An 18,048-nucleotide genomic window follows, 5' to 3' on the forward strand; every position below is an offset into this window, starting at 1 on the left:
GTGCTCGGGCAGACGGAAGGGCCCGGGTCGCACCACCCGGGCCCTCGTCCGCTCCGGCCCTGCGGCCGCCTTCGTTCTTCCCGCGCTACGGCGCCTTCGTTCTCTCCGCGCTACGGCCTAGAGGCCGGCGCCCGTGACCAGGTCCGCGCCCGGCACGGTCTGCAACACCGGGGCCAGGACGCCCAGTTGGGGCGCCTTCAGGTCCGGGAGGCCGAAGTTGTCGGGGTTGGGCGGGGTCAGCGGCACGTCCAGCGCCAGGCCGGGGGCCATCGTGCGCAGGTCGGAGGCGGGCGTGCTGACGCCGACGTGGTCGAAGCCGTCACCGAGGACGTGCGGCAGCGGAGCGCGCAGGCCGAGGCCGGGCAGCCCGCCGTGGACCGGGAGTTGGGGCACGGCCCGCTCCGGGATGAGCCGGCCCTCGACGTACCGCGGGCCCTCGGGCGAGCCCGGCATGGGCACGGGCACCTCCCCGCCCAGCTTGGGGAGTTCCATGCCGAGGGCGCTCTCCGCACCCTCGAGCGGCACGGGCACGGGGACCGTGCCGATCGCGGCGGCGGGGGTCGCGACGGCGGCGCCGGTCGCGGCCGCCACGGCCGTGATGACGGCGGCGATGGTTCCTCGGGTGGTCGACTTCATCTCGAGTACGGTCCCTTTCGGAATTCGGAGGCTCTGCGTGCTGACCGGGTAACGAGGCCGGGCAGCGCATCAGTTCAAGATTCCCCCGGGTGCCGTAGTAATCAGCTTTCCGGAATTCCCGTGAGCGGGCCGGAAGTTGCTTCCCGTCAGCGGGCCGGAACCGGGATTCCCGCCCGCTGTCCGCTCGTCCGTCCGGTCGTCAGCCGCGCAGGCTGCGGGCGGGCAGGATGATGTGCGCGGCGGCGTTCAGGGTGTCCTCGGAGCCCGCGAACTCGGCCAGCGCCTCGGGGGTGACGGGCTTGCCCGGTTCGGCCTCGGGCCAGGGGCGGGTGGTGAACACGAGGTAGGCGAAGCCGCGTTCGCCGACCGCCGCGAGCCACTCGGGCGGCGGCACGCACTGGGCGTTGAGCTGCGGCATGTTGAGGACGGCCTGCCCGGACTCGATGAGCATCGTGATCGGCAGGCTGGGCTTGGTGGCGCCGTCGACGACGTTGCCGCCGACCGGGAGCCCGTTGTCGGTCAGCAGCCGTTCCACGGCGGCGCTGGCGGCCTCGGGGCCGTTCGCGGCGTCGCCCAGGGTGTAGGCGAGGAGGTAGGGCATGTCCCCGTCGGGGGCCTCGCCGCTCCACGCCAGGACGACGAGGGTGCCGAGGTCGGCGACGCGGAAGGGGCGCGTTTCGCTTGAGGTTGAGGTCACCGCGCGACCTTATCGACGGGCCGGAAGGCCACCGGACGCGTTCTCACCCGTCCGGCCGATGGCGCGGGCGCCCCGCCACACGAACGAGGGACGCCTCGCGACGCCCCTCGAACACCACCGGGGAGACTCAGCTCTGCAGCGGCAGACCACCGAGCAGCGGGTTGTGCTGGTTCAGCGCGGCGGTCGCACCCTTGAGGGTGTTGAGCGCGGAGCCCTTGTTCTCGGTGTCGAGCGCGTCCGACTGGTGCTGCAGCGGCATCACGTCGGCGGGCTGGAGCTGACCACTGGTGAGGGTGTTGACGGCGCCGGTGAGGCTGGTGGGCGTCACGTCGGCGGGGCTGTAGGCGAACGCGGGCGCGGCGGCACCGGCGATGGCGAGGGACCCGGCAACGACAGCGGCAGCCTTCAGGGACTTCATCGTGTTCCTTTCTTCGGCAACTCATGTCACCAGAGCGAATTCTGTCGCCGTGTGTAACGAGTTCCGGCCGGGGCGGAAACCCCGTGCGCAGAAACTTTCTGCTGCCCACCCGAATGCGGTGTGTGTCTCATCGGCGTTTCCCATCCTCATATGAAAAGGCCGTGGAACCGGAAAGGCCGCCGGGCCGACCCCCGTAAAGGGACCGGCCCGACGGCCGTTCTACGACTGCTCTACGTCTGCTCCGCGAGTGCCCTGCGACCGCTCGCGTCAGACGCCCGGAACCGCCGGAACCGCCGGTACCGCGGGCACCGCCGGAAGCGAGGACGTCGACGGCAGCGACGGCAGCGCGGGCAGACCCGGCAGGCTCGGTGCGGGCAGACCGCCGCCGAGCAGCGTGGCCGCGACCACGTTGACGAGGCCCGTCACCACACCGGTGACCGCCGGGACGACGCCGGAGACATCGCCGGAGGTGACCGCCGCGAGCAGCGTGGCGACCGCTTTCTGCAGGGAGGCGAGCGCGTCACCGGCGAGGTCGGCGGGCGCCTTGGCCTTGGAGTCGTCGGCGCTCTTGAGCGAGGGCAGCGCGGGCACGGCGGGAAGCGCGGGCGCCGCGGGCACGGCCGGGGCGGCCGGAACCGCGGGCACCGCCGGAGCGGCCGGCGCCGCCGCGGTGATCTTGGCGACGGCCGCGGTGACCGCGTCGCCCAGCGTCTTCGCCTGGTCGGCGGAGAGCTGGCCGTTGTCGGCCTTGAGCGCCTGGGTCAGCAGGTCGGTGACGGGGGTGAGCACGCTGCCGAGGCCGCCGAGGCTCTTGACCGGGGCGAGCAGCGCGTCAGCGTTGGGGACCGGCGCGCTCGACGCGGCGTGGACGTGCTTCCGCGCCGAGTCGTTGTCGGCCGCGACGGCCGCGGGGCCGGCGATTCCGATCAGGACAGTGGCACAGAGCACGGAGGACGCGACGCGCCGTGCGGGCAGACCACGCATGGGTGTTTCCTTTCGGTGGTGCTTCGGATCTTGAGCCCACCGTGAAAGCGCTCACCACCATCTGCAACCGGTCGGACGCGCCGGGTGACCATCCGTCAGCCGCCCGGTCGACGTCGTGCCTGGTGAGGGCCATGTCAAGACCGAAGCGCCGGACCGGGACCGCTACCGCCCATTCGGGGCAACACCCCCGAACGCCGACCGGCCGCCCCCCCGTGGAGAGACCACGGGAGAACGGCCGGACGAAGTGATGCGCGCGGACGTCAGTCGTTGACGCAGGTGTTGCCGAAGGCCGGGTTCAGCAGGCCGATGACGTTGACGGTGTTGCCGCAGACGTTGACCGGGATGTGGACCGGAACCTGGACGACGTTGCCGGACAGCACGCCCGGGGAGTGGGCGGCCGCGCCGTGCGCGTCGCTGTCGGCGGCGGCGATGCCGGCGGTGCCCGCCATGGCGGCGGCGGCAACGGAGGTCAGGACCAGGCCCTTCGCGATACGCGACATGGAGAGGTGCTCCTTGGGGTTGAAACAAACAGACGGGCGGGGATGCCCGGCGCTGTGTCAACGCGCGGCGCCCAAAGGGGTTGTGCCGCCAATGGGGTGATCTCCCGAGGGCCGAACTTCACCATTCCGACACACTTGTCGCGTTTCACCGGATTAATCCGGATAGCTACTACAGTTGCGCACCTCCCGAAGTACCCCTATAGCCATCAGATCGCACATAGGGGCCGTACTTCCCGAAAGGGCACCTCCGGTCATGCGCAATTCCCTGGGTCCGCTGCTGCGCCGGACGTCGACGGGCGCGCTCGCCCTCGTCACGATCTGGACCCCCGCCGCCTCCGGAGCATCCGCCCCGTCCACCGAGGCCGAGCGCGTCCCGTTCGCCCAGCGCTACCACGCGCTCCAGCACGGCGGCATCGTGCGCGCGGCCAACACCTCCATCAGCTGCCGCGCGAACTCGGTCGCCTGCCCGGCCGTACGAGAGGGACAGTCCGCGGTCAACGGCGACTTCGACATGTTCTACGTCGACGTCGACAGCGACCCCAACACCTACAACTCCTCCCGCGCGGAGGTCCGGCTGCCCGAGGGCGCCCGGGCCACGTACGCGCGCCTGTACTGGGGCGGCAACCTCCGCGTGGGCGAGCAGAAGCCGCCCAAGGACAACGGCCGGGTGCTGATCGCGGAGCCCGGCGGCGCGTACAAGGCGGTGCTCGCGGACACGGTCGTCGGACACCGGGTGGCGGGCGGCGCGGACGCGTTCCAGGCCTCGGCGGACGTCACGAAGCTGGTCCGGGAGAGCGGTTCGGGCCTCTACACCGTGGCCCAGATCAACACCGCGATGGGCAAGTCGGCGGCCGGCGCGTGGGGCGGCTGGACCCTGGTGGTCGCGTACGAGAAGCCGCAGGAGCCGCTGCGCCGGCTGGAGTTGTGGGACGGCTTCGGCGCACTGGACTCCCGTACCGGCGCGGAGATCCGGATGCGCGGCGTGCGTGCGCCCGCGCACGCCGGGGGACGCGCGGGCGTGGTGGCGTACAACGGGGATCGCGGCCGCACCGGGGATTCGCTCACACTCTCGACCGGTCGTACGAACGCCACCGCGCTCGGTGACGGTGCCAACCCCCGTGACGACGTGCTGAATTCCACGATCAGCGACCCGGCGACGGCGCCTTCGGAGCGTGCGCCCGCGTATGCGAACACCCTCGGCTACGACTCCGATGTGTTCGATCTCGGCAAGGCGCTGCGTCCTGGCGGTGACCAGCTGGCCTTCCGGCTCGTTTCCCAGCGGGACGCGGCGTGGTTCGGGGCGCTCTTCGTCGCCGTCGACGCCCAGCAGTGAGGCGCGTTCCCGCCCGCAGTCCCGAGCGCCACCCGTGAGCGAGGAAACCGCGCAATGCACCAGCCAGCAACCGACCCTCGGCCACGGGTCCTGCACCTCGCCCAGCCCGTGGACGCCGGGGTCGCCCGGGTCGTCCTGGATCTGACGCGGGCCCAGCTCGCGTCCGGCCTGCACGTCACCGTCGCCTGCCCCGCCGGCGGCGGCCTCGCGGACGGAGCCCGGGCGCTCGGCGCCGACGTAAGCCTGTGGGAGGCGACCCGCTCCCCGGGTCCGGCGCTCGTCTCCGAGGTACGGCGGCTCGCCCGGGTGGTCGCGGAGGTGCGGCCCGACCTGGTGCACGCGCACAGCGCGAAGGCGGGACTCGCCGGGCGGCTCGCGGTGCGGGGGCGGATCCCGACCGTGTTCCAGCCGCACGCCTGGTCGTTCGAGGCGGTCGGCGGGGTCACCGCCACGCTCGCCACCGGCTGGGAACGCTGGGGCGCGCGCTGGGCCACCCGGACGGTGTGCGTGAGCGAGGCGGAGCGTGCGACCGGGCTGCGGGCCGGGGTCCGGGGCCGCTGGAGCGTGATCCCCAACGGCATCGACACCGAGCGCTTCCACCCCGCGGCCGTGGACACCGTACGGGCCGGCATCGAGCAGCTCGCCGGGGTCGACCCGGCGGCGCCTCTGGTCGTCTGCGTCGGGCGGCTGTGCCGGCAGAAGGGCCAGGACGTCCTGCTGACGGCGTGGGACGAGGTGGTCCGGCGGGTGCCGAAGGCGCGGCTGGTGCTCGTCGGCGACGGCCCCGACCGCACCGCACTGCGCCAACTCGCCCCGGATTCCGTCCTGTTCGCGGGTGCCGTCCCCGATGCCGTGCCCTGGTACCAGGCCGCCGACCTGGTGGTCCTGCCCTCGCGCTGGGAGGGCATGGCGCTGGCCCCGCTGGAGGCGATGGCCTGCGGGCGGCCCGTCGTCGTCACGGATGTCGCGGGCGCCCGCGAGAGCCTGCCGCCCGGTCACGCACCCCGCTGCCTCGTCCCGCCCGACAACCCGGCGGTGCTGTCCGGGGCCGTCGCCGAGCTGCTGCTCGATCCGCTGCTGCGCGAGTCCCTCGGCCACCAGGGACGCCGGTACGTCCAGTCCACGCACGACGTGCGGCACTCCGCCGAGGCGGTCGCGGAGGTCTATCGCGATCTCCTCGGCGGCAAACCCGTCGTGCCCACCGAGTGCAGGGAGTCCATCCACTCGTGACCGCGGAAAGCACCGTCCCCTCCCCCGGCGGACAGCCACGGGACCACGGATTCTCTAACGTCTCGGTCATCCCCCGCCGCACCGGCGGCGGTTTCCGGTTCCCGGTCCGCCGCCCGCCCGCACGGCCGGCCTCGCCGCTGCCGCTGCTCGGCGCGGATCTCACCGCCGCGCTGGTGGGCGCTCTCGCGCTGACCGGCAGCCAGCGCAGACCGCTCCTGGTGGCCCTGTTGATCGCCGGGTCGATACTGCTGCGCCCGAACCTTCCCGGGGCCGTACCGCGCGTCCTCGACGAACTCCCCGCCGTCTGCGGCCGGATCGCCGTCGCCTGGCTCGCCCTCGGCACCCTCACCGCGGCCTACGCCCCCGACCGCGCCCTCTCCCCGCGCACGCTTCTCCTGGGCTTCGCCCTTCAGTCGGCGGCGAGTTGCGTGGCCCGCGGCGCGGTGCACCGACGCCGCCGCAAGGCCCTCCTCAACCGCCCCCGCGCCGCCCTGGTGATCGGCCCGGCGGCGACCGCGCAACGCGTGGCGGCGGCGGTGCTACGGCACCCGAAGTGCGGGATCGAGCCGATCGGCATCGTCGCCGAACACCCGGACGGCACCGAGGGGTTGCCCGTCCTGACCACCGGCGAGGAGGTCGAGCGGGCCCTCATCCAGAACGGCGTCCGGGCCGTCCTCACCGTGCATCCCTCGGTACGGTCCGAACGCGGGCCGCTGCTGCGGGCGTTGGCGGAGTCGGGCTGTGTGGTCTGGGAGGTCGACGCCGACTCGCCGTCGTACGAGATGCGTGACCAGCTGGCCGGATTCGCCTGCCGCAGGCTGGAGTTGGGGTCGCGTCGGTCCGGCAGCCTCGGCAAGCGGGCACTGGACGTGCTGGCGTCCGGCACCCTGCTCCTCCTCGTCAGCCCGCTGCTGCTGGTGTGCGCGGTGGTCCTCCGCCTCACCGACGGACGCGGTGTCGTCTTCCGCCAGGAGCGCATCGGCAAGGACGGCCGCCCCTTCACGCTGCTGAAGTTCCGCACGCACCGCCCGGTCGACGAGCACGAGGCGGCGACCCGCTGGAACATCGCGCGCGAGCCGCAGATGAGCCGCTTCTGCCGCTTCCTGCGCCAGACCTCGCTGGACGAACTGCTCCAGCTCTGGAACGTGTTCCGGGGCGACATGAGCCTGGTCGGCCCGCGGCCCGAACGCCCGTACTTCGTCGCGCAGTTCAGCCAGACCTACCCCGGCTACGCGGCCCGCCACCGGATGCAGACCGGCATCACCGGCCTCGCCCAGATCCACGGGCTGCGCGGCGACACCTCGATCGAGGACCGCTGCCGGTTCGACAACGCGTACATCGACAACTGGTCGCTGTGGCAGGACATCTGCATCCTGGCCCGCACAGTGACCGCGCTCGTACGTCCGACCGGGAGCTGAGCCGTGAACCACCGAGCCCGTATGAACGCCCCTGTCCCGCCCGTACGTCCGACGGGGAGCTGAACCGTGCCGCACCGCGTCCGCATGTTCGCCCCCGTCCTCCCGGTCATCGCCGTGATCGCCCTGCTCGGCCTGCCGCTCACCCCGGGCGAGGGCGGCGCGGGCCCGGCCGACGCGGTCTCCGGCCTGGTGGTGCTGTACTGCGGTATCCGGCTCCTGCGCGACCGCAGCCGCCCGCTGACCCCAACTGCCGTAGCGGTCATGGGACTTCCGGTCCTGGGCCTGTCGATCGCCGCGATGGGCGCGTCCTCCCCGGGCGCGGGCCTGAGCGGCCTGGGCCGCTACCTCCAGATCTTCGTGCTGGTCCCCGCGGCCGTCGTCCTCCTGATCCGCGACCGCCGCGACTTCCGCGTCCTGGCCTGGTCGTTCGTGTCCCTCGCGGTGTGGCAGGGGGCGATCGGCGTCAAGCAGTACGTCACCGCGACCGGCGCCTCCTACCAGGGCGAGGACATCCGCGCGGTGGGCACCTTCGGCCCGACCGACGTGATGGGCATGGCGACGGTGGTGTCCTTCGGCCTGATCTGCGCGCTGGCCCTGGCCCTGGGCCGAAATGACGTACGCCAACGGGCAGTTGCGACGTGTTGCGCCTTCGCCCTCCTGATCCCCCTCGCCCTCTCCTTCAGCCGGGGCGCCTGGATCGCGACGGCCGCGACCTGCGCGGTGCTCCTGGCCCTGGCGGGCCTGCGCCGAGCCCTGAAGGTGGCGGCGGCGGTGACGGCGGCGGGCATCGTCCTGGTGGGCGGCTTCGGCGTCGGTACGGCCATGCTCCAGGAGCGGATCGACAGCATCACCCAAGTCACCGACGCCCCCGACCAGTCGGTGATCGACCGCTACACGATGTGGGCCGCGGCCACGGCGATGTGGCGCGAACACCCCCTGACCGGCGTCGGTTTGAAGGGCTTCCCCGAACACCGCGACGGCAACGCCTCGTTGGCCCTGTCCTCAGGCAGCGACACGGAGGGCGCGGGCGCGGCCTTCCTCAAGCAGCCCCTCCTCTCCCCCCACAACATGTACCTCCTGGTCCTGAGCGAACAGGGCCTGATCGGCCTCCTCAGCCTCGCCGGCAGCTGGCTGGCCCTCCTGGTCTGCGCACTGCGCGGCCTCTTCCGAGTCCACCGCACCGAACTCCCGGGCCTGGACTGCGCGTTGGTCTCCACCGGCCTCCTGACCTGGCAGCTGATCGACTTCGTCTACGCAGACATCGGCGGCCCGTCAACAGTCCTCACGGCGGTGGTCTTCGGCTTGGCGGCCTGGTGGTCCTTGGTGGGCGCGAACATGGAGAAGCAGCCGAATGCGGCGATTCCGGTGCGCGCACCCGCCGAGGGAGCCCTGGCCCCATGACGGTGACGGGCAACACCCCAAGGGAGAGCGCCCCAAAGGGGCGCGGGGAACTGCGCGCCCAGCCCCAACGGCGCAGCACTCAACACCCCACCGAACCACCCCTGATCCCACCCCCGACCCCCTCACCAGAAGACGCCGCCCCAGACTCCCGCCGCTTCCTGGCCAAAGCCGCACTGATCACCGCCGTCCTCTCCATCACCGGCTCCCTCCTGGGCCTCGCCAGAGACCAGGCCCTGGCCCGCCTCTTCGGCGCAGGCAGCGAAACAGACGCCTTCCTCATCGCCTGGACGATCCCGGAATTCGCCGCCACCCTCCTGATCGAGGACGGTCTCGCCTTCGCCCTGATCCCCGCGTTCAGCATGGCCCTGGCCCGCAGAGCCCAAGGCACCCCGGGCGACCCGGTCCGCACCCTGGTGGCAACCACCCTCCCCCGCCTGACCCTGGCCTTCATCGCGGTATCGGCCCTCCTCATCGGCACGGCCCCCTACCTCGTCGAAGCCCTGGCCCCCGGCCTCCCGAACCCCGCGCTGGCCATCAGCTGCACCCGCCTCACCGCAACCTGCGTCCTCAGCTTCGGCCTGGCCGGCTACTGCAGCGCGGCCCTCCGCGCCCACCGCCGCTTCGTGGCCCCGGCGGCGATCTACGTGGCGTACAACATCGGCATCATCGCCGGGATGTACGCCTTCGGCGCCCACTGGGGCGTCCGCTCGGCGGCCCTCGGCGTGGCCGGCGGCGGCGTCCTCATGGTGCTGACCCAACTCCCGGCCCTCTGGCGCCAGTTGACGAGCCACAAGCCCACCACCCCGGACGCGGACACCGGCCCCGCCGAACCCCGCCCGATGAACCTCGCCCTGATGGCCACCGTGCTTCTCTTCGCACTCTGCCGCCAGTCCCAGGTCCTCATCGAGCGCTTCCTCGCCTCGCACCTCCCCGCCGGCGCCATCTCGCACCTGAACTACGCGCAGAAGGTCGCCCAGATGCCGATGGTGCTGTCGCTGATGCTGTGCACGGTCACCTTCCCGGTGGTCGCGCGGGCGCTCGCCGAGGGCGACACGGAGAAGGCCCGCAACCGCGTCGAGCGGGACCTCGCCCTCGCCGCCTGCCTCGTCCTGCTCGGCGCCGCCACGGTGATCGCCTGCGCCCCGCAGATCATCCAACTCCTTTTCCAGCGCGGGGCGTTCACCGCCCACGACACCGCTGCCACGGCCGGCGTGATGCGCGTGTACGCCCTCGGACTGCTCGGCCAGACCCTGGTCGGCGTCCTGGTCCGCTCCTACTTCTCGGCGGGCCGCCCCACCTGGTACCCGGTCGGCGCGATGGCCGCCGGCATCGTCGTGACCACCTGGATCGGCGCCTGGACGGTCGGCCCCTGGGGCGTCATCGGCATCGCCGTGGCCAACGCCACCGGCATCACCTTCACCGCCGTACTCCTGCTCTACGGATCGGGCCCGCGCAGTGTCCCGCTCCGCACCCGGCAGGTCCTGACCGAGCTCAGCCGGCCCGTGCGCGCGGCCGTGGTCGCCACGATCGCGGGGGCGTTCGTGGCCCACGCGCTGCCCTCGCCGCTGCTCGGTCTCACCGCCGGCTGCACGACCGTCACCGTCGTCTTCGTCCTGCTCGGCTGGGCCCTGGGCGCCCAGGGCTTCGCACCCGCACTGGAAACCGTACGCTCGATCACACGAAGGCTCATCCATGGCCGCTCCCGTTGATTCCCCGACCACCGGCAGACGCGCCACGGGCCCGGTCCCGTGGGTGGCGATGTACCACTCCGTGGGCGACTGCTCCGACGACCCCTACCGCATCACGGTCACCCCCGACCGCCTTGACCAGCAGCTGAGTTGGCTGCGCAGGCGCGGTCTGCGGGGCGTGTCCATGGCCGACCTGCTCGCCGCCCGCGCCCGGGGCGCGGGCCAGGGCCTGGTCGGTCTCACCTTCGACGACGGCTACGCCGACTTCGTCACCAACGCCCTTCCCCTGCTGGCCCGTTGGGACTGCGGCGCCACCCTCTTCGTCCTTCCCGGCAGGCTCGGCGGCGACAACGCCTGGGACCCGCAGGGCCCCCGCAAGCCCCTCCTCACCGCCGACGGCATCCGCCAAGCGGCCGCCGAGGGCGTGGAGATCGGCTCGCACGGCCTCACCCACGTAGACCTCACCAAGGCCGACGACGACACCCTGCACGCCGAAGTCGCCGAAAGCCGTTCCAGACTCCAGGAGTTGCTCAACTCCCCCGTCGACGGCTTCTGTTACCCCTACGGCACGATCGACTCCCGCGCCATGGACGCCGTACGCGAGGCCGGTTACACCTACGCCTGCGCCATCGACCCCGGCGACCTCAACGGCCCGCACGCCCTCCCCCGCGTCCACATCGGCCAGAACGACACCGCCGTACGCCTCTTCCTCAAGTACCGGCTGCACCGCCTGCGCCGCCGCCCGGTGGAGGGGCTCGCATGAAGGCCCTGCACATCATCACCGGCCTCGGCGTCGGCGGCGCGGAGCAGCAACTGCGCCTACTCATCCGCCACTTGCCGGTCGACTGCGACGTCGTGACGCTCACCAACCCGGGCGCGGTCGCCGACGGCCTGACCGCCGACGGAGTGCGCGTCCTCCACCTCGGCATGACCGGCAACCGCGACCTCGCCGCCCTCCCCCGCCTGGTCAGAATCATCCGCACCGGCGGCTACGACCTCGTCCACACCCACCTCTACCGCGCCTGCGTCTACGGCCGGCTCGCCGCCCGGATCGCGGGTGTGAAGGCGGTCGTCGCCACCGAACACTCCCTGGGCGACTCGCAGATGGAGGGCCGCGACCTCAGCGCCGGGGTCCGCGCCCTGTACCTCGCCAGCGAGCGGTTGGGCCGGTCGACGGTCGCCGTGTCCCCCACGGTCGCCGAACGCCTGAAGCGCTGGGGCGTGCCGGGCCCGCGCATCGAAGTGGTCCCCAACGGCATCGACCTGGACCGCTTCCGCTTCGACCCGGTCCAACGCCTGCGCACCCGCCAGCGCCTCGGCCTCCCCGAAGGCGCGTACGTCATCGGCGGCATCGGCCGTCTCGCCGCCGGCAAACGCTTCGACGTCCTGATCCGCGCCCTCACCCAACTCCCTTCCGACTACTGGCTGTTGCTGGTGGGCGGCGGCACAGAGGAGAACCTCCTGCGCCGTACGGCGCACGACTGCGGGGTCGCCGACCGGGTGCTGTTCACCGGCGAACGCCCCTACACACCCGACGGCACCCCGGGCCCCGACCTGCCCTCCCTCACCGCCGCGATGGACCTGCTCGCCTCGCCGTCCCCCGAAGAGGCCTTCGGCTTGGCGGTCGTAGAGGGACTGGCGTCCGGGCTGCCCGTGCTCTACGCCTCCTGCCCCGCCATCGAGGACCTCCCCCCGCAGGCCGCGACCGACGCCCGGCGGGTGCAGGGCGGCCCCGAGGTCTTCGCCCGCGCGCTGGCGGCGGCCCGCGCGCGGGGCCCGCGGCCGCGCACCGCCCCGGACGCCGCCCACCACTACTGCATCACCCGCAGCGCCGCCCACCTCATGGACGTGTACGCGGCCGCGGTCTCCACCTCGTCGCCGTCCCCCGCACCCCAGGGAGCCAGTTCCTCATGACCGAGATCCGACAGCACCTCCCCCTCAGCCGCGCGAAAGCCCTCCCGGCCTGGACCCTCCTCGCGGCCGGCGCCGTGACCGGCGGCCTGCTCGGCGGCGCGTACGGCGTCGTCAAGACCCCGACGTACACGGCCACCAGCTACGTCATCGCCGTACCGACCGACAAGGCCGACTCGTCCACCGCGCTCGGTTTCGCGCAGGCCTACGGCCGGGTCGCCACCCAGCTCGCGGTGCTCGGGGACGCGCAGGTGTGGGCGGGCGTGCCGGTGAAGACGCTCCAGTCGAGCGTGCAGACGGCGACCTCGCCGGACGCGCCGATGGTCGCCGTCACGGCCACCTCCTCGCGCGCCGACCTCGCCGCCGACATGGCCAACGCGGTGTCCCGCTCGCTGACCGTGCACGCGAACGACGCGAAGGCCTCGACCCACGTCGAACTCCAGACCTTCGCCCGCGCCATCAGGCCCGCCGCGCCCACCGCGGCCTCGGCCGCGGTGACCGGCCTGGTCGGCGCGAGCGCGGGCGGCCTCCTCGGCGGCCTGCTGTTGCTCGTCCGCCCGCGCCGCACGACCGACGAGACCGGCCGCCCCGCCTCCGTGCCCAGCCCGGCCACCGCGGCCGACGTCCTGTGACACCGGTGTACTCGGCCGAACTCGTCACCGACGCCCAGGAGTTCGCCGAACTCGCCCCGGCCTGGGGCCGGTTGTACCAGAAGTGCGGCGCGGCGACCCCGTTCCAGTCCCACGCCTGGCTGCACTCCTGGTGGCTGTCGTACGGCCGAACGGGCCGTCTGCGTCTGCTCGTTGTGCGCAACGGCCGCGAACTCGTCGCCGCGGCGCCCCTGATGCTCGTCCGCAGCCCGGTTCCCTCACTGGTCCCGCTCGGCGGCGCGATCTCCGACTACGGCGACGTCCTGCTGGACGACGACCACGGCGACCCGGCCGTCGCCGCGCTCACCGAGGGCCTCGCGTCCGCCGCCCGCACCGCGCTGATCGACTTCCGCGAGGTGCGCCCCGGCGGCGCGGTCGAGCGCGTCTACGACCGCTGGCGCGGCCCGCGCCGCCGCGTGCACGACTCGCTGTGCCTGGAGCTGCCCGCCGTACCGATGGCCGACCTGGTCGCCCGTCTCCCCTCCTCCAAGGCCCAGCGCGTCCGCGCCAAGCTCCGCAAGCTGACCGCGCTGGGCGTGGAGCGGCACGTCGTACAGCCGGACGGGGTGGACTCGGCGCTGCGGCGGCTGCTGGAACTGCACGAACTCCAGTGGCAGGGGCGGAAGGTGACGTCCGAGCATCTCCAGACCCGGTTCTGCGAGCACCTGGTGCGCTCGGTCGGGCCGATGGTGCGCTCCGGGGACGCCGTCGTCACCGAGTTCCGGCTGGACGAGGACGTGGTCGCCGTAGATCTGACGCTGTTGTCGCGGCGGCTCGCGGGCGGTTATCTCTACGGCGCGCATCCGCGGCTGCGGGAGCGGAAGGCGGATGTGGCGGTGATGCTGCTCGACGCGTGCGCCGAGCACACCGGCGCCGACGAACCGCGCACGCTCAGCCTGTTGCGCGGGGACGAGCCGTACAAGCACCACTGGCGGCCCGAACCGGTCGTCAACCAGCGGCTGTTGCTGGCGCGGAAGCGCACTGCCCCGCTGATGTCCGCGGTCGTCTGCGATGTCGCCGCGCGCCGGCGGGGCAAGGTGCTGCTGCGGAAATGGAGGGAACGCGGTGGCGACGGACCGTGAGCGGCCCGCCGCCACCTCTGGTTCAGCGGTCGCGCTGCCACCAGTCGAACTTCACGCACAGCTTCCCGCCGAGCCAGTACTCGACCCAGTCGCCCAGTTCCACGGGCGAGCAGTTGGCCGGGTGCGCCGGGGTGGGCGGTGCGGTGGGCGTGGCAGGCTTCGTCGGCTCCGGGGTGACCGGGGCCGTGGGTGTCGTCGGTGTCACCGGTGCGGTCGGTGTCGGGGTCGGGTCCTCGGTGCGGCCGAACAGGACCGAGCGGTAGACCTGGGACGACTTCGGGTTCTGGGAGCACTGCCACACACCGTGCGGGCAGTAGTCGGTGACCGTGTTGTACAGCGGCTTGTGCTCGTCCATCCAGGCGAGCATGCGCTTCATGTACTCCGCGTTGTCGCCGTTACGGAAGAGTCCCCATTCAGGATAGGAAATGGGCTTGCCGTGGGATTTGGCGAAGTCCACATGTGCCTGAAGTCCGTAGGGCTCTTTCACCTGTTCGTCGAACGTCAGCCCGGAAGGCTGGTCGTACGAATCCATTCCGACGATGTCGACCGTGTCGTCGCCCGGATAGCACTGCGTCCAGGGAACGGCGTCCCGGCCGCGGCTCGGATCGAAGTCGAACCGGAATTTCTGGCCCGGCACCGAGCGCATCGTGGTGACGATCCTGTCCCAGTACTTCTTCCAGGCCTCCGGGTCAGGACCGCAACGAGAGGTGTACGTGGTGCCGTTCATCTCCCAGCCGAGCACGATCACCGTGTCCGGCACCTTCAGGTCGACCAGCCGCTCGGCGAGGGCCTTGAAGTGCTGATCGAACTGACCGGCCGCGCCCTGCTGGAGCAGCTGCCGCACCTGCCAGTCGGGGACACCGTCCTCGTTGTGCTCCTGCATCGGCACGTTCAGGACGAGCATCCGGTCGGACTTCTCGGTCCGCCAGTCCGCCCACACGTCGAGGAGACCGGGGGCACCCTCGATGTCGCTCCATTGGTTGCCCGGCAGGTAGGTGTGGCCGACGCGCAGTTCGGCCCCGCCCAGCCAGCTGCTCAGCGCGGCCATGCGGGCCACACCGCGAGCGCCGGAGTCGAGGAAGGCACCGAAGGCCGGGCTCGTGGGCGCGGTGGGCGTGGGTGCGGTGGTCGGGGATGCGGTGGTTGTGGGTGTGGTGGTCGCGGGTGGGGTGGTCACGGGAGCAGGCGGATCGGTGACCCGCGTCACCCCCGCCGCGAACCCGGGACCCGACGCGAAAGCCGCCGACGCGGCGACCGTAGCCGCGATGAAGGCCAGCCGGGCGGTTCGGGACCGTCGCTGCTGTGGGGCCATGCCTGCTCCTCTCTCCACTCTGGTACTTCGGGCCGACTTTGCTTTTCCTTCTACTGACACTCAGTCATATGAATATGAATTACGCCACCGCCGTTACGGCTTCCGAGTTCCTCCATCGCCCGCACGGGTGAACCGAACCGAAGGAAACAGTCCGTGTCGCTGCTCGACATCCGTGTCCCCGCAGTTCTGTTGCGGATCGACCGGAATCCCTTTCACCACGGAACGCTGGGTGCCGTGCGTTCGCTGGGCCGGGCGGGAGTGGAGGTGCATGTGGTCGCCGACTCCGCCGGAAGTCCCGTACGCAGCTCCCGCTTTGTCTGCCAGATGCATCCCCCGCCGGCGCCCGGCGCGTCTCCCGGCGAGATCGCCGGCACGCTCCGGCGGGTGGCGGCGCGGATCGCGCGTCCCGCCGTACTGATCCCGATGGACGACGCGAGCGCCGTCGCGGTGGGCCGCCTCGGCGACGAACTCGCGCCCTCCTATCTGCTGCCGCAGCAGCCCGGCGCGCTGTCCGAACGGGTCGCCGACAAGGCCGAACTGGCCGCGGTGTGCGCGGGCGCGGACATCCCGCACCCGGTGACGCTGATCCCGGAGAGCCCGGCGCAGGCCGCGACCTTCGCGTGGCAGCTGGGGCTGCCGGTGGTCGCGAAGTGGAGCCGGCCCTGGCTGGTGCCGGCCGGGACCGGGCTGCGCAGCACGGTGGTGGTGCACAGCGCGCAGGAGGCGCGTGAGTTGTTCCTGCGCGCCGAGGAGGCGGGCAGCCGGCTCCTGTTGCAGGCGTTCCTGCCGCCAGGGCCGGACCGCGACTGGTTCTTCCACGGGTACGCCGACCGGTCCGGTGCCGTGCGCGGCGGTGGCACCGGTCGCAAGCAGCGGGCCTGGCCGCGTGGCGCGGGGCTGACGGCGGTGGGCCGCTGGACGCCCAACCCGCAGGTGCAGGCGCTGGCCGAACGGCTCACCGCCTCGCTCGGCTACCGGGGCATCCTCGACCTGGACTTCCGCCGCTGCGGCTCGACCGGCCGCTATCACCTGCTCGACTTCAACCCGCGGCCCGGCGCCCAGTTCCGGCTCTTCGCCGACTCCGCGGGCCTGGACGTCGTCCGCGCCCTGCACCTCGACCTGACCCACCGTCCGCTGCCGGACGGTTCGCCGCGGCCGGGGCGGGTGTTCGTGGTGGAGAACTACGCGCCGCTCAGCGCGCTGCGGCCGGCGCTCGGCGGACGCGAGCTGGCCTGGCACGCGCCGGACGACCCGGGACCGGGCCGCGCGATGTGGGGGCTGTGGGGCCGGCATGTGCTGCGCAAGGTGTGGGGGCGGCTGGGCGGTACGGCCCCGGCGCCGCGCACGGCGGAGGTGCGCGTGGTCCGGCAGGCGGGCGAGAGCAACCCCAACGGGCCTGTCGAACCCGCCGAGTTGACGAAGGTGACCGAGTTGAGCGATGACGAGAAAGCGAGCAGCTGCTGATGTACGACCTGCTGGTGGTGGGCGCGGGCCCGTACGGCCTGTCCATCGCGTCCCACGCCGCGGCCGCGGGGCTGAACCTGCGCGTCTTCGGCCGGCCGATGGCGTCCTGGCGCGACCACATGCCCCGGGGGATGTTCCTCAAGTCGGAGCCCTGGGCCTCCAACCTGTCGGATCCTGAGGGCCGTTGGCCGCTCGCCGGGTACTGCGCGACCCAGGGCGTGGAGTCCCGGCACGGGGAACCGATCCCGGTCGAGATGTTCGCCGACTACGGCCTGTGGTTCGCGCGCAACGCCGTCCCGGAGGTGGACGAGCGGACGGTGGAGCGGATCGCGCCGGTGCCCGGCGGCTTCGAGGCGGTGACCGACGACGGCACGGTGCTGCACGCCCGGACCGTCGCGCTCGCGGTCGGCGTCATGCCGTTCGTCGAAATCCCGTCCGCGCTGCGGGGGTTGGGCCGTTCCCTCGTCTCGCACAGCAGCCACCACAGCGCGCTGGACGAGTTCCGCGCCAAGGACGTCACGGTGATCGGCGGCGGCCAGGCGGCACTGGAGACGGCGGCGCTGCTCGCCGAACAGGGCACGCGGGTACGGGTGTTGGCACGCGCCGACGAACTCTTCTGGAACGACGTACCGCCCGCGTGGGAGCGCCCGTGGTGGCAGTCGGCCCGCTCCCCGCACAGTGGCCTGGGCCCCGGCTGGCGCAACTGGTTCTACTCCGAGCGCCCCGACCTCTTCCGCCGCCTCCCGGAGTCGACCCGGGCCAGGATCGCAGCCAACGCCCTTGGTCCGGCGGGCGCTTGGTGGGTGCGGGACCGGTTCGAACCGGCGGTGGAGGTGCTGCTCGGCCATGAGGTCGCGGCGGCCGACGTGGTGCCGGGCGGGGTACGCCTGGAGACGGTGAGCCGGGTGGGCGGAACGCGCTCCCTGGACACCGAACACGTCATCGCGGCAACGGGGTTCACGGCCACGGCCAACCGACTCGGGCTGCTCTCCGGCGAGTTGAGGGGTTCCCTGGCCACGGTGGGCGACGGTTCCCCCGAGGTCGGCCGGGACTTCGAGTCCTCGCACCCCGGCCTCTTCATGGCGGGCCTGGTGACGGCCTCGGGCTTCGGCCCGGCGATGCGCTTCGTGCACGGCGCCACGTTCACGGCGGGCGCGCTGGTGCGGGGAGTGGAACGCCGGCTGCGCTCGGAGCCGCGCGGCGGCATGATCCCGGCACCGGGCCGACGGGGCGCGCCGGCCTTCGTACGGCGCTGACGGCGCGGGTGTGCCGGGCGGTGACGTCCGGCACCCCGTGCGTCTTACCTACGGGACGCGATCCGGCC

17 protein-coding genes are annotated in these 18,048 nt (G+C 72.6%); 11 read left to right on the forward strand and 6 right to left on the reverse strand.

The genetic code is table 11. The features are described from left to right. Window positions 1-117 precede the first annotated feature (117 nt). The 5 genes from R2B38_RS13225 to chpG form a co-directional block, all read right to left on the reverse strand. A complete protein-coding gene (locus R2B38_RS13225; protein WP_033284546.1) occupies window positions 118-636 on the reverse strand; it encodes a hypothetical protein in 519 nt (172 codons plus the stop codon). Between the two features lie 199 nt (window positions 637-835). Then, window positions 836-1,333: a DUF5949 family protein gene (locus R2B38_RS13230; protein WP_318016409.1), complete on the reverse strand. Its 498-nt coding sequence runs from the start codon at window positions 1,331-1,333 to the stop codon at window positions 836-838. Window positions 1,334-1,460: 127 nt separating this feature from the next. After that, window positions 1,461-1,751, reverse strand: a complete 291-nt coding sequence (locus R2B38_RS13235) for a hypothetical protein (RefSeq protein ID WP_033284544.1) — start codon at window positions 1,749-1,751, stop codon at window positions 1,461-1,463. Window positions 1,752-2,018: 267 nt separating this feature from the next. Continuing rightward, window positions 2,019-2,735: a hypothetical protein gene (locus R2B38_RS13240; protein WP_318016410.1), complete on the reverse strand. Its 717-nt coding sequence runs from the start codon at window positions 2,733-2,735 to the stop codon at window positions 2,019-2,021. 260 nt (window positions 2,736-2,995) lie between these two features. After that, window positions 2,996-3,235 carry a chaplin ChpG gene (chpG, locus tag R2B38_RS13245; RefSeq protein WP_019065678.1) on the reverse strand — a complete coding sequence of 80 codons (240 nt, stop codon included), beginning with the start codon at window positions 3,233-3,235 and terminating at the stop codon, window positions 2,996-2,998. 253 nt (window positions 3,236-3,488) lie between these two features. On the opposite strand from chpG, the gene R2B38_RS13250 reads away from it, so the two are divergent. From R2B38_RS13250 to R2B38_RS13290, 9 genes are all read left to right on the forward strand, one after another. Beyond that, the gene (locus R2B38_RS13250; RefSeq protein WP_318016411.1) at window positions 3,489-4,568 is read left to right on the forward strand and encodes a DUF3344 domain-containing protein; all 1,080 of its coding nucleotides are present in this window, start codon (window positions 3,489-3,491) and stop codon (window positions 4,566-4,568) included. A 54-nt stretch (window positions 4,569-4,622) separates the two neighbouring features. Beyond that, the gene (locus R2B38_RS13255; protein WP_318016412.1) at window positions 4,623-5,798 is read left to right on the forward strand and encodes a glycosyltransferase; all 1,176 of its coding nucleotides are present in this window, start codon (window positions 4,623-4,625) and stop codon (window positions 5,796-5,798) included. Then, entirely contained in the window at window positions 5,795-7,216 is a 1,422-nt protein-coding gene (locus tag R2B38_RS13260; protein ID WP_318016413.1) for an exopolysaccharide biosynthesis polyprenyl glycosylphosphotransferase, read from the forward strand. Before R2B38_RS13255 ends, R2B38_RS13260 begins: the two co-directional genes overlap by 4 nt. A gap of 84 nt (window positions 7,217-7,300) precedes the next feature. Beyond that, on the forward strand, window positions 7,301-8,617 hold the full coding sequence (locus tag R2B38_RS13265; RefSeq protein ID WP_318021668.1) for an O-antigen ligase family protein: 1,317 nt from the start codon (window positions 7,301-7,303) through the stop codon (window positions 8,615-8,617). Beyond that, the gene (gene murJ, locus R2B38_RS13270; RefSeq protein WP_318016414.1) at window positions 8,614-10,326 is read left to right on the forward strand and encodes a murein biosynthesis integral membrane protein MurJ; all 1,713 of its coding nucleotides are present in this window, start codon (window positions 8,614-8,616) and stop codon (window positions 10,324-10,326) included. Before R2B38_RS13265 ends, murJ begins: the two co-directional genes overlap by 4 nt. Beyond that, complete coding sequence (locus tag R2B38_RS13275; protein ID WP_318016415.1) at window positions 10,310-11,068, forward strand: polysaccharide deacetylase family protein; 759 nt, start codon at window positions 10,310-10,312, stop codon at window positions 11,066-11,068. The genes murJ and R2B38_RS13275 overlap by 17 nt, the downstream gene beginning before the upstream one ends. Further along, entirely contained in the window at window positions 11,065-12,219 is a 1,155-nt protein-coding gene (locus R2B38_RS13280; protein ID WP_318016416.1) for a glycosyltransferase, read from the forward strand. Before R2B38_RS13275 ends, R2B38_RS13280 begins: the two co-directional genes overlap by 4 nt. Beyond that, window positions 12,216-12,848, forward strand: coding sequence for a lipopolysaccharide biosynthesis protein (locus R2B38_RS13285; protein WP_318016417.1), 633 nt, complete (start codon window positions 12,216-12,218; stop codon window positions 12,846-12,848). Before R2B38_RS13280 ends, R2B38_RS13285 begins: the two co-directional genes overlap by 4 nt. Window positions 12,849-12,853: 5 nt before the next feature. Next, window positions 12,854-13,948 carry a GNAT family N-acetyltransferase gene (locus tag R2B38_RS13290; RefSeq protein WP_411978448.1) on the forward strand — a complete coding sequence of 365 codons (1,095 nt, stop codon included), beginning with the start codon at window positions 12,854-12,856 and terminating at the stop codon, window positions 13,946-13,948. Window positions 13,949-13,970: 22 nt separating this feature from the next. Here the strand turns inward: R2B38_RS13290 and R2B38_RS13295 are convergent, their stop codons facing one another. Beyond that, window positions 13,971-15,260: a glycoside hydrolase family 26 protein gene (locus tag R2B38_RS13295; protein ID WP_318016419.1), complete on the reverse strand. Its 1,290-nt coding sequence runs from the start codon at window positions 15,258-15,260 to the stop codon at window positions 13,971-13,973. Window positions 15,261-15,413: 153 nt separating this feature from the next. On the opposite strand from R2B38_RS13295, the gene R2B38_RS13300 reads away from it, so the two are divergent. Both R2B38_RS13300 and R2B38_RS13305 read left to right on the forward strand, forming a co-directional pair. Next, on the forward strand, window positions 15,414-16,724 hold the full coding sequence (locus tag R2B38_RS13300; RefSeq protein ID WP_318016420.1) for an ATP-grasp domain-containing protein: 1,311 nt from the start codon (window positions 15,414-15,416) through the stop codon (window positions 16,722-16,724). After that, window positions 16,724-17,980, forward strand: a complete 1,257-nt coding sequence (locus tag R2B38_RS13305) for an NAD(P)-binding domain-containing protein (protein WP_318016421.1) — start codon at window positions 16,724-16,726, stop codon at window positions 17,978-17,980. The genes R2B38_RS13300 and R2B38_RS13305 overlap by 1 nt, the downstream gene beginning before the upstream one ends. The last annotated feature ends 68 nt before the right edge of the window (window positions 17,981-18,048 follow it).

The organism is Streptomyces sp. N50, assembly GCF_033335955.1.
GTDB lineage: Bacteria > Actinomycetota > Actinomycetes > Streptomycetales > Streptomycetaceae > Streptomyces.

Coding starts and splice junctions, on each gene's coding strand:
- R2B38_RS13295 (WP_318016419.1), bottom strand. CDS start 15,260: ATGGCCCCACAGCAGCGACGGTCCCGAACCGCCCGGCTGGCCTTCATC.
- R2B38_RS13265 (WP_318021668.1), top strand. CDS start 7,301: ATGTTCGCCCCCGTCCTCCCGGTCATCGCCGTGATCGCCCTGCTCGGC.
- R2B38_RS13225 (WP_033284546.1), bottom strand. CDS start 636: ATGAAGTCGACCACCCGAGGAACCATCGCCGCCGTCATCACGGCCGTG.
- R2B38_RS13250 (WP_318016411.1), top strand. CDS start 3,489: ATGCGCAATTCCCTGGGTCCGCTGCTGCGCCGGACGTCGACGGGCGCG.
- chpG (WP_019065678.1), bottom strand. CDS start 3,235: ATGTCGCGTATCGCGAAGGGCCTGGTCCTGACCTCCGTTGCCGCCGCC.
- R2B38_RS13280 (WP_318016416.1), top strand. CDS start 11,065: ATGAAGGCCCTGCACATCATCACCGGCCTCGGCGTCGGCGGCGCGGAG.
- R2B38_RS13240 (WP_318016410.1), bottom strand. CDS start 2,735: ATGCGTGGTCTGCCCGCACGGCGCGTCGCGTCCTCCGTGCTCTGTGCC.
- R2B38_RS13255 (WP_318016412.1), top strand. CDS start 4,623: ATGCACCAGCCAGCAACCGACCCTCGGCCACGGGTCCTGCACCTCGCC.
- R2B38_RS13305 (WP_318016421.1), top strand. CDS start 16,724: ATGTACGACCTGCTGGTGGTGGGCGCGGGCCCGTACGGCCTGTCCATC.
- R2B38_RS13275 (WP_318016415.1), top strand. CDS start 10,310: ATGGCCGCTCCCGTTGATTCCCCGACCACCGGCAGACGCGCCACGGGC.
- murJ (WP_318016414.1), top strand. CDS start 8,614: ATGACGGTGACGGGCAACACCCCAAGGGAGAGCGCCCCAAAGGGGCGC.
- R2B38_RS13285 (WP_318016417.1), top strand. CDS start 12,216: ATGACCGAGATCCGACAGCACCTCCCCCTCAGCCGCGCGAAAGCCCTC.
- R2B38_RS13235 (WP_033284544.1), bottom strand. CDS start 1,751: ATGAAGTCCCTGAAGGCTGCCGCTGTCGTTGCCGGGTCCCTCGCCATC.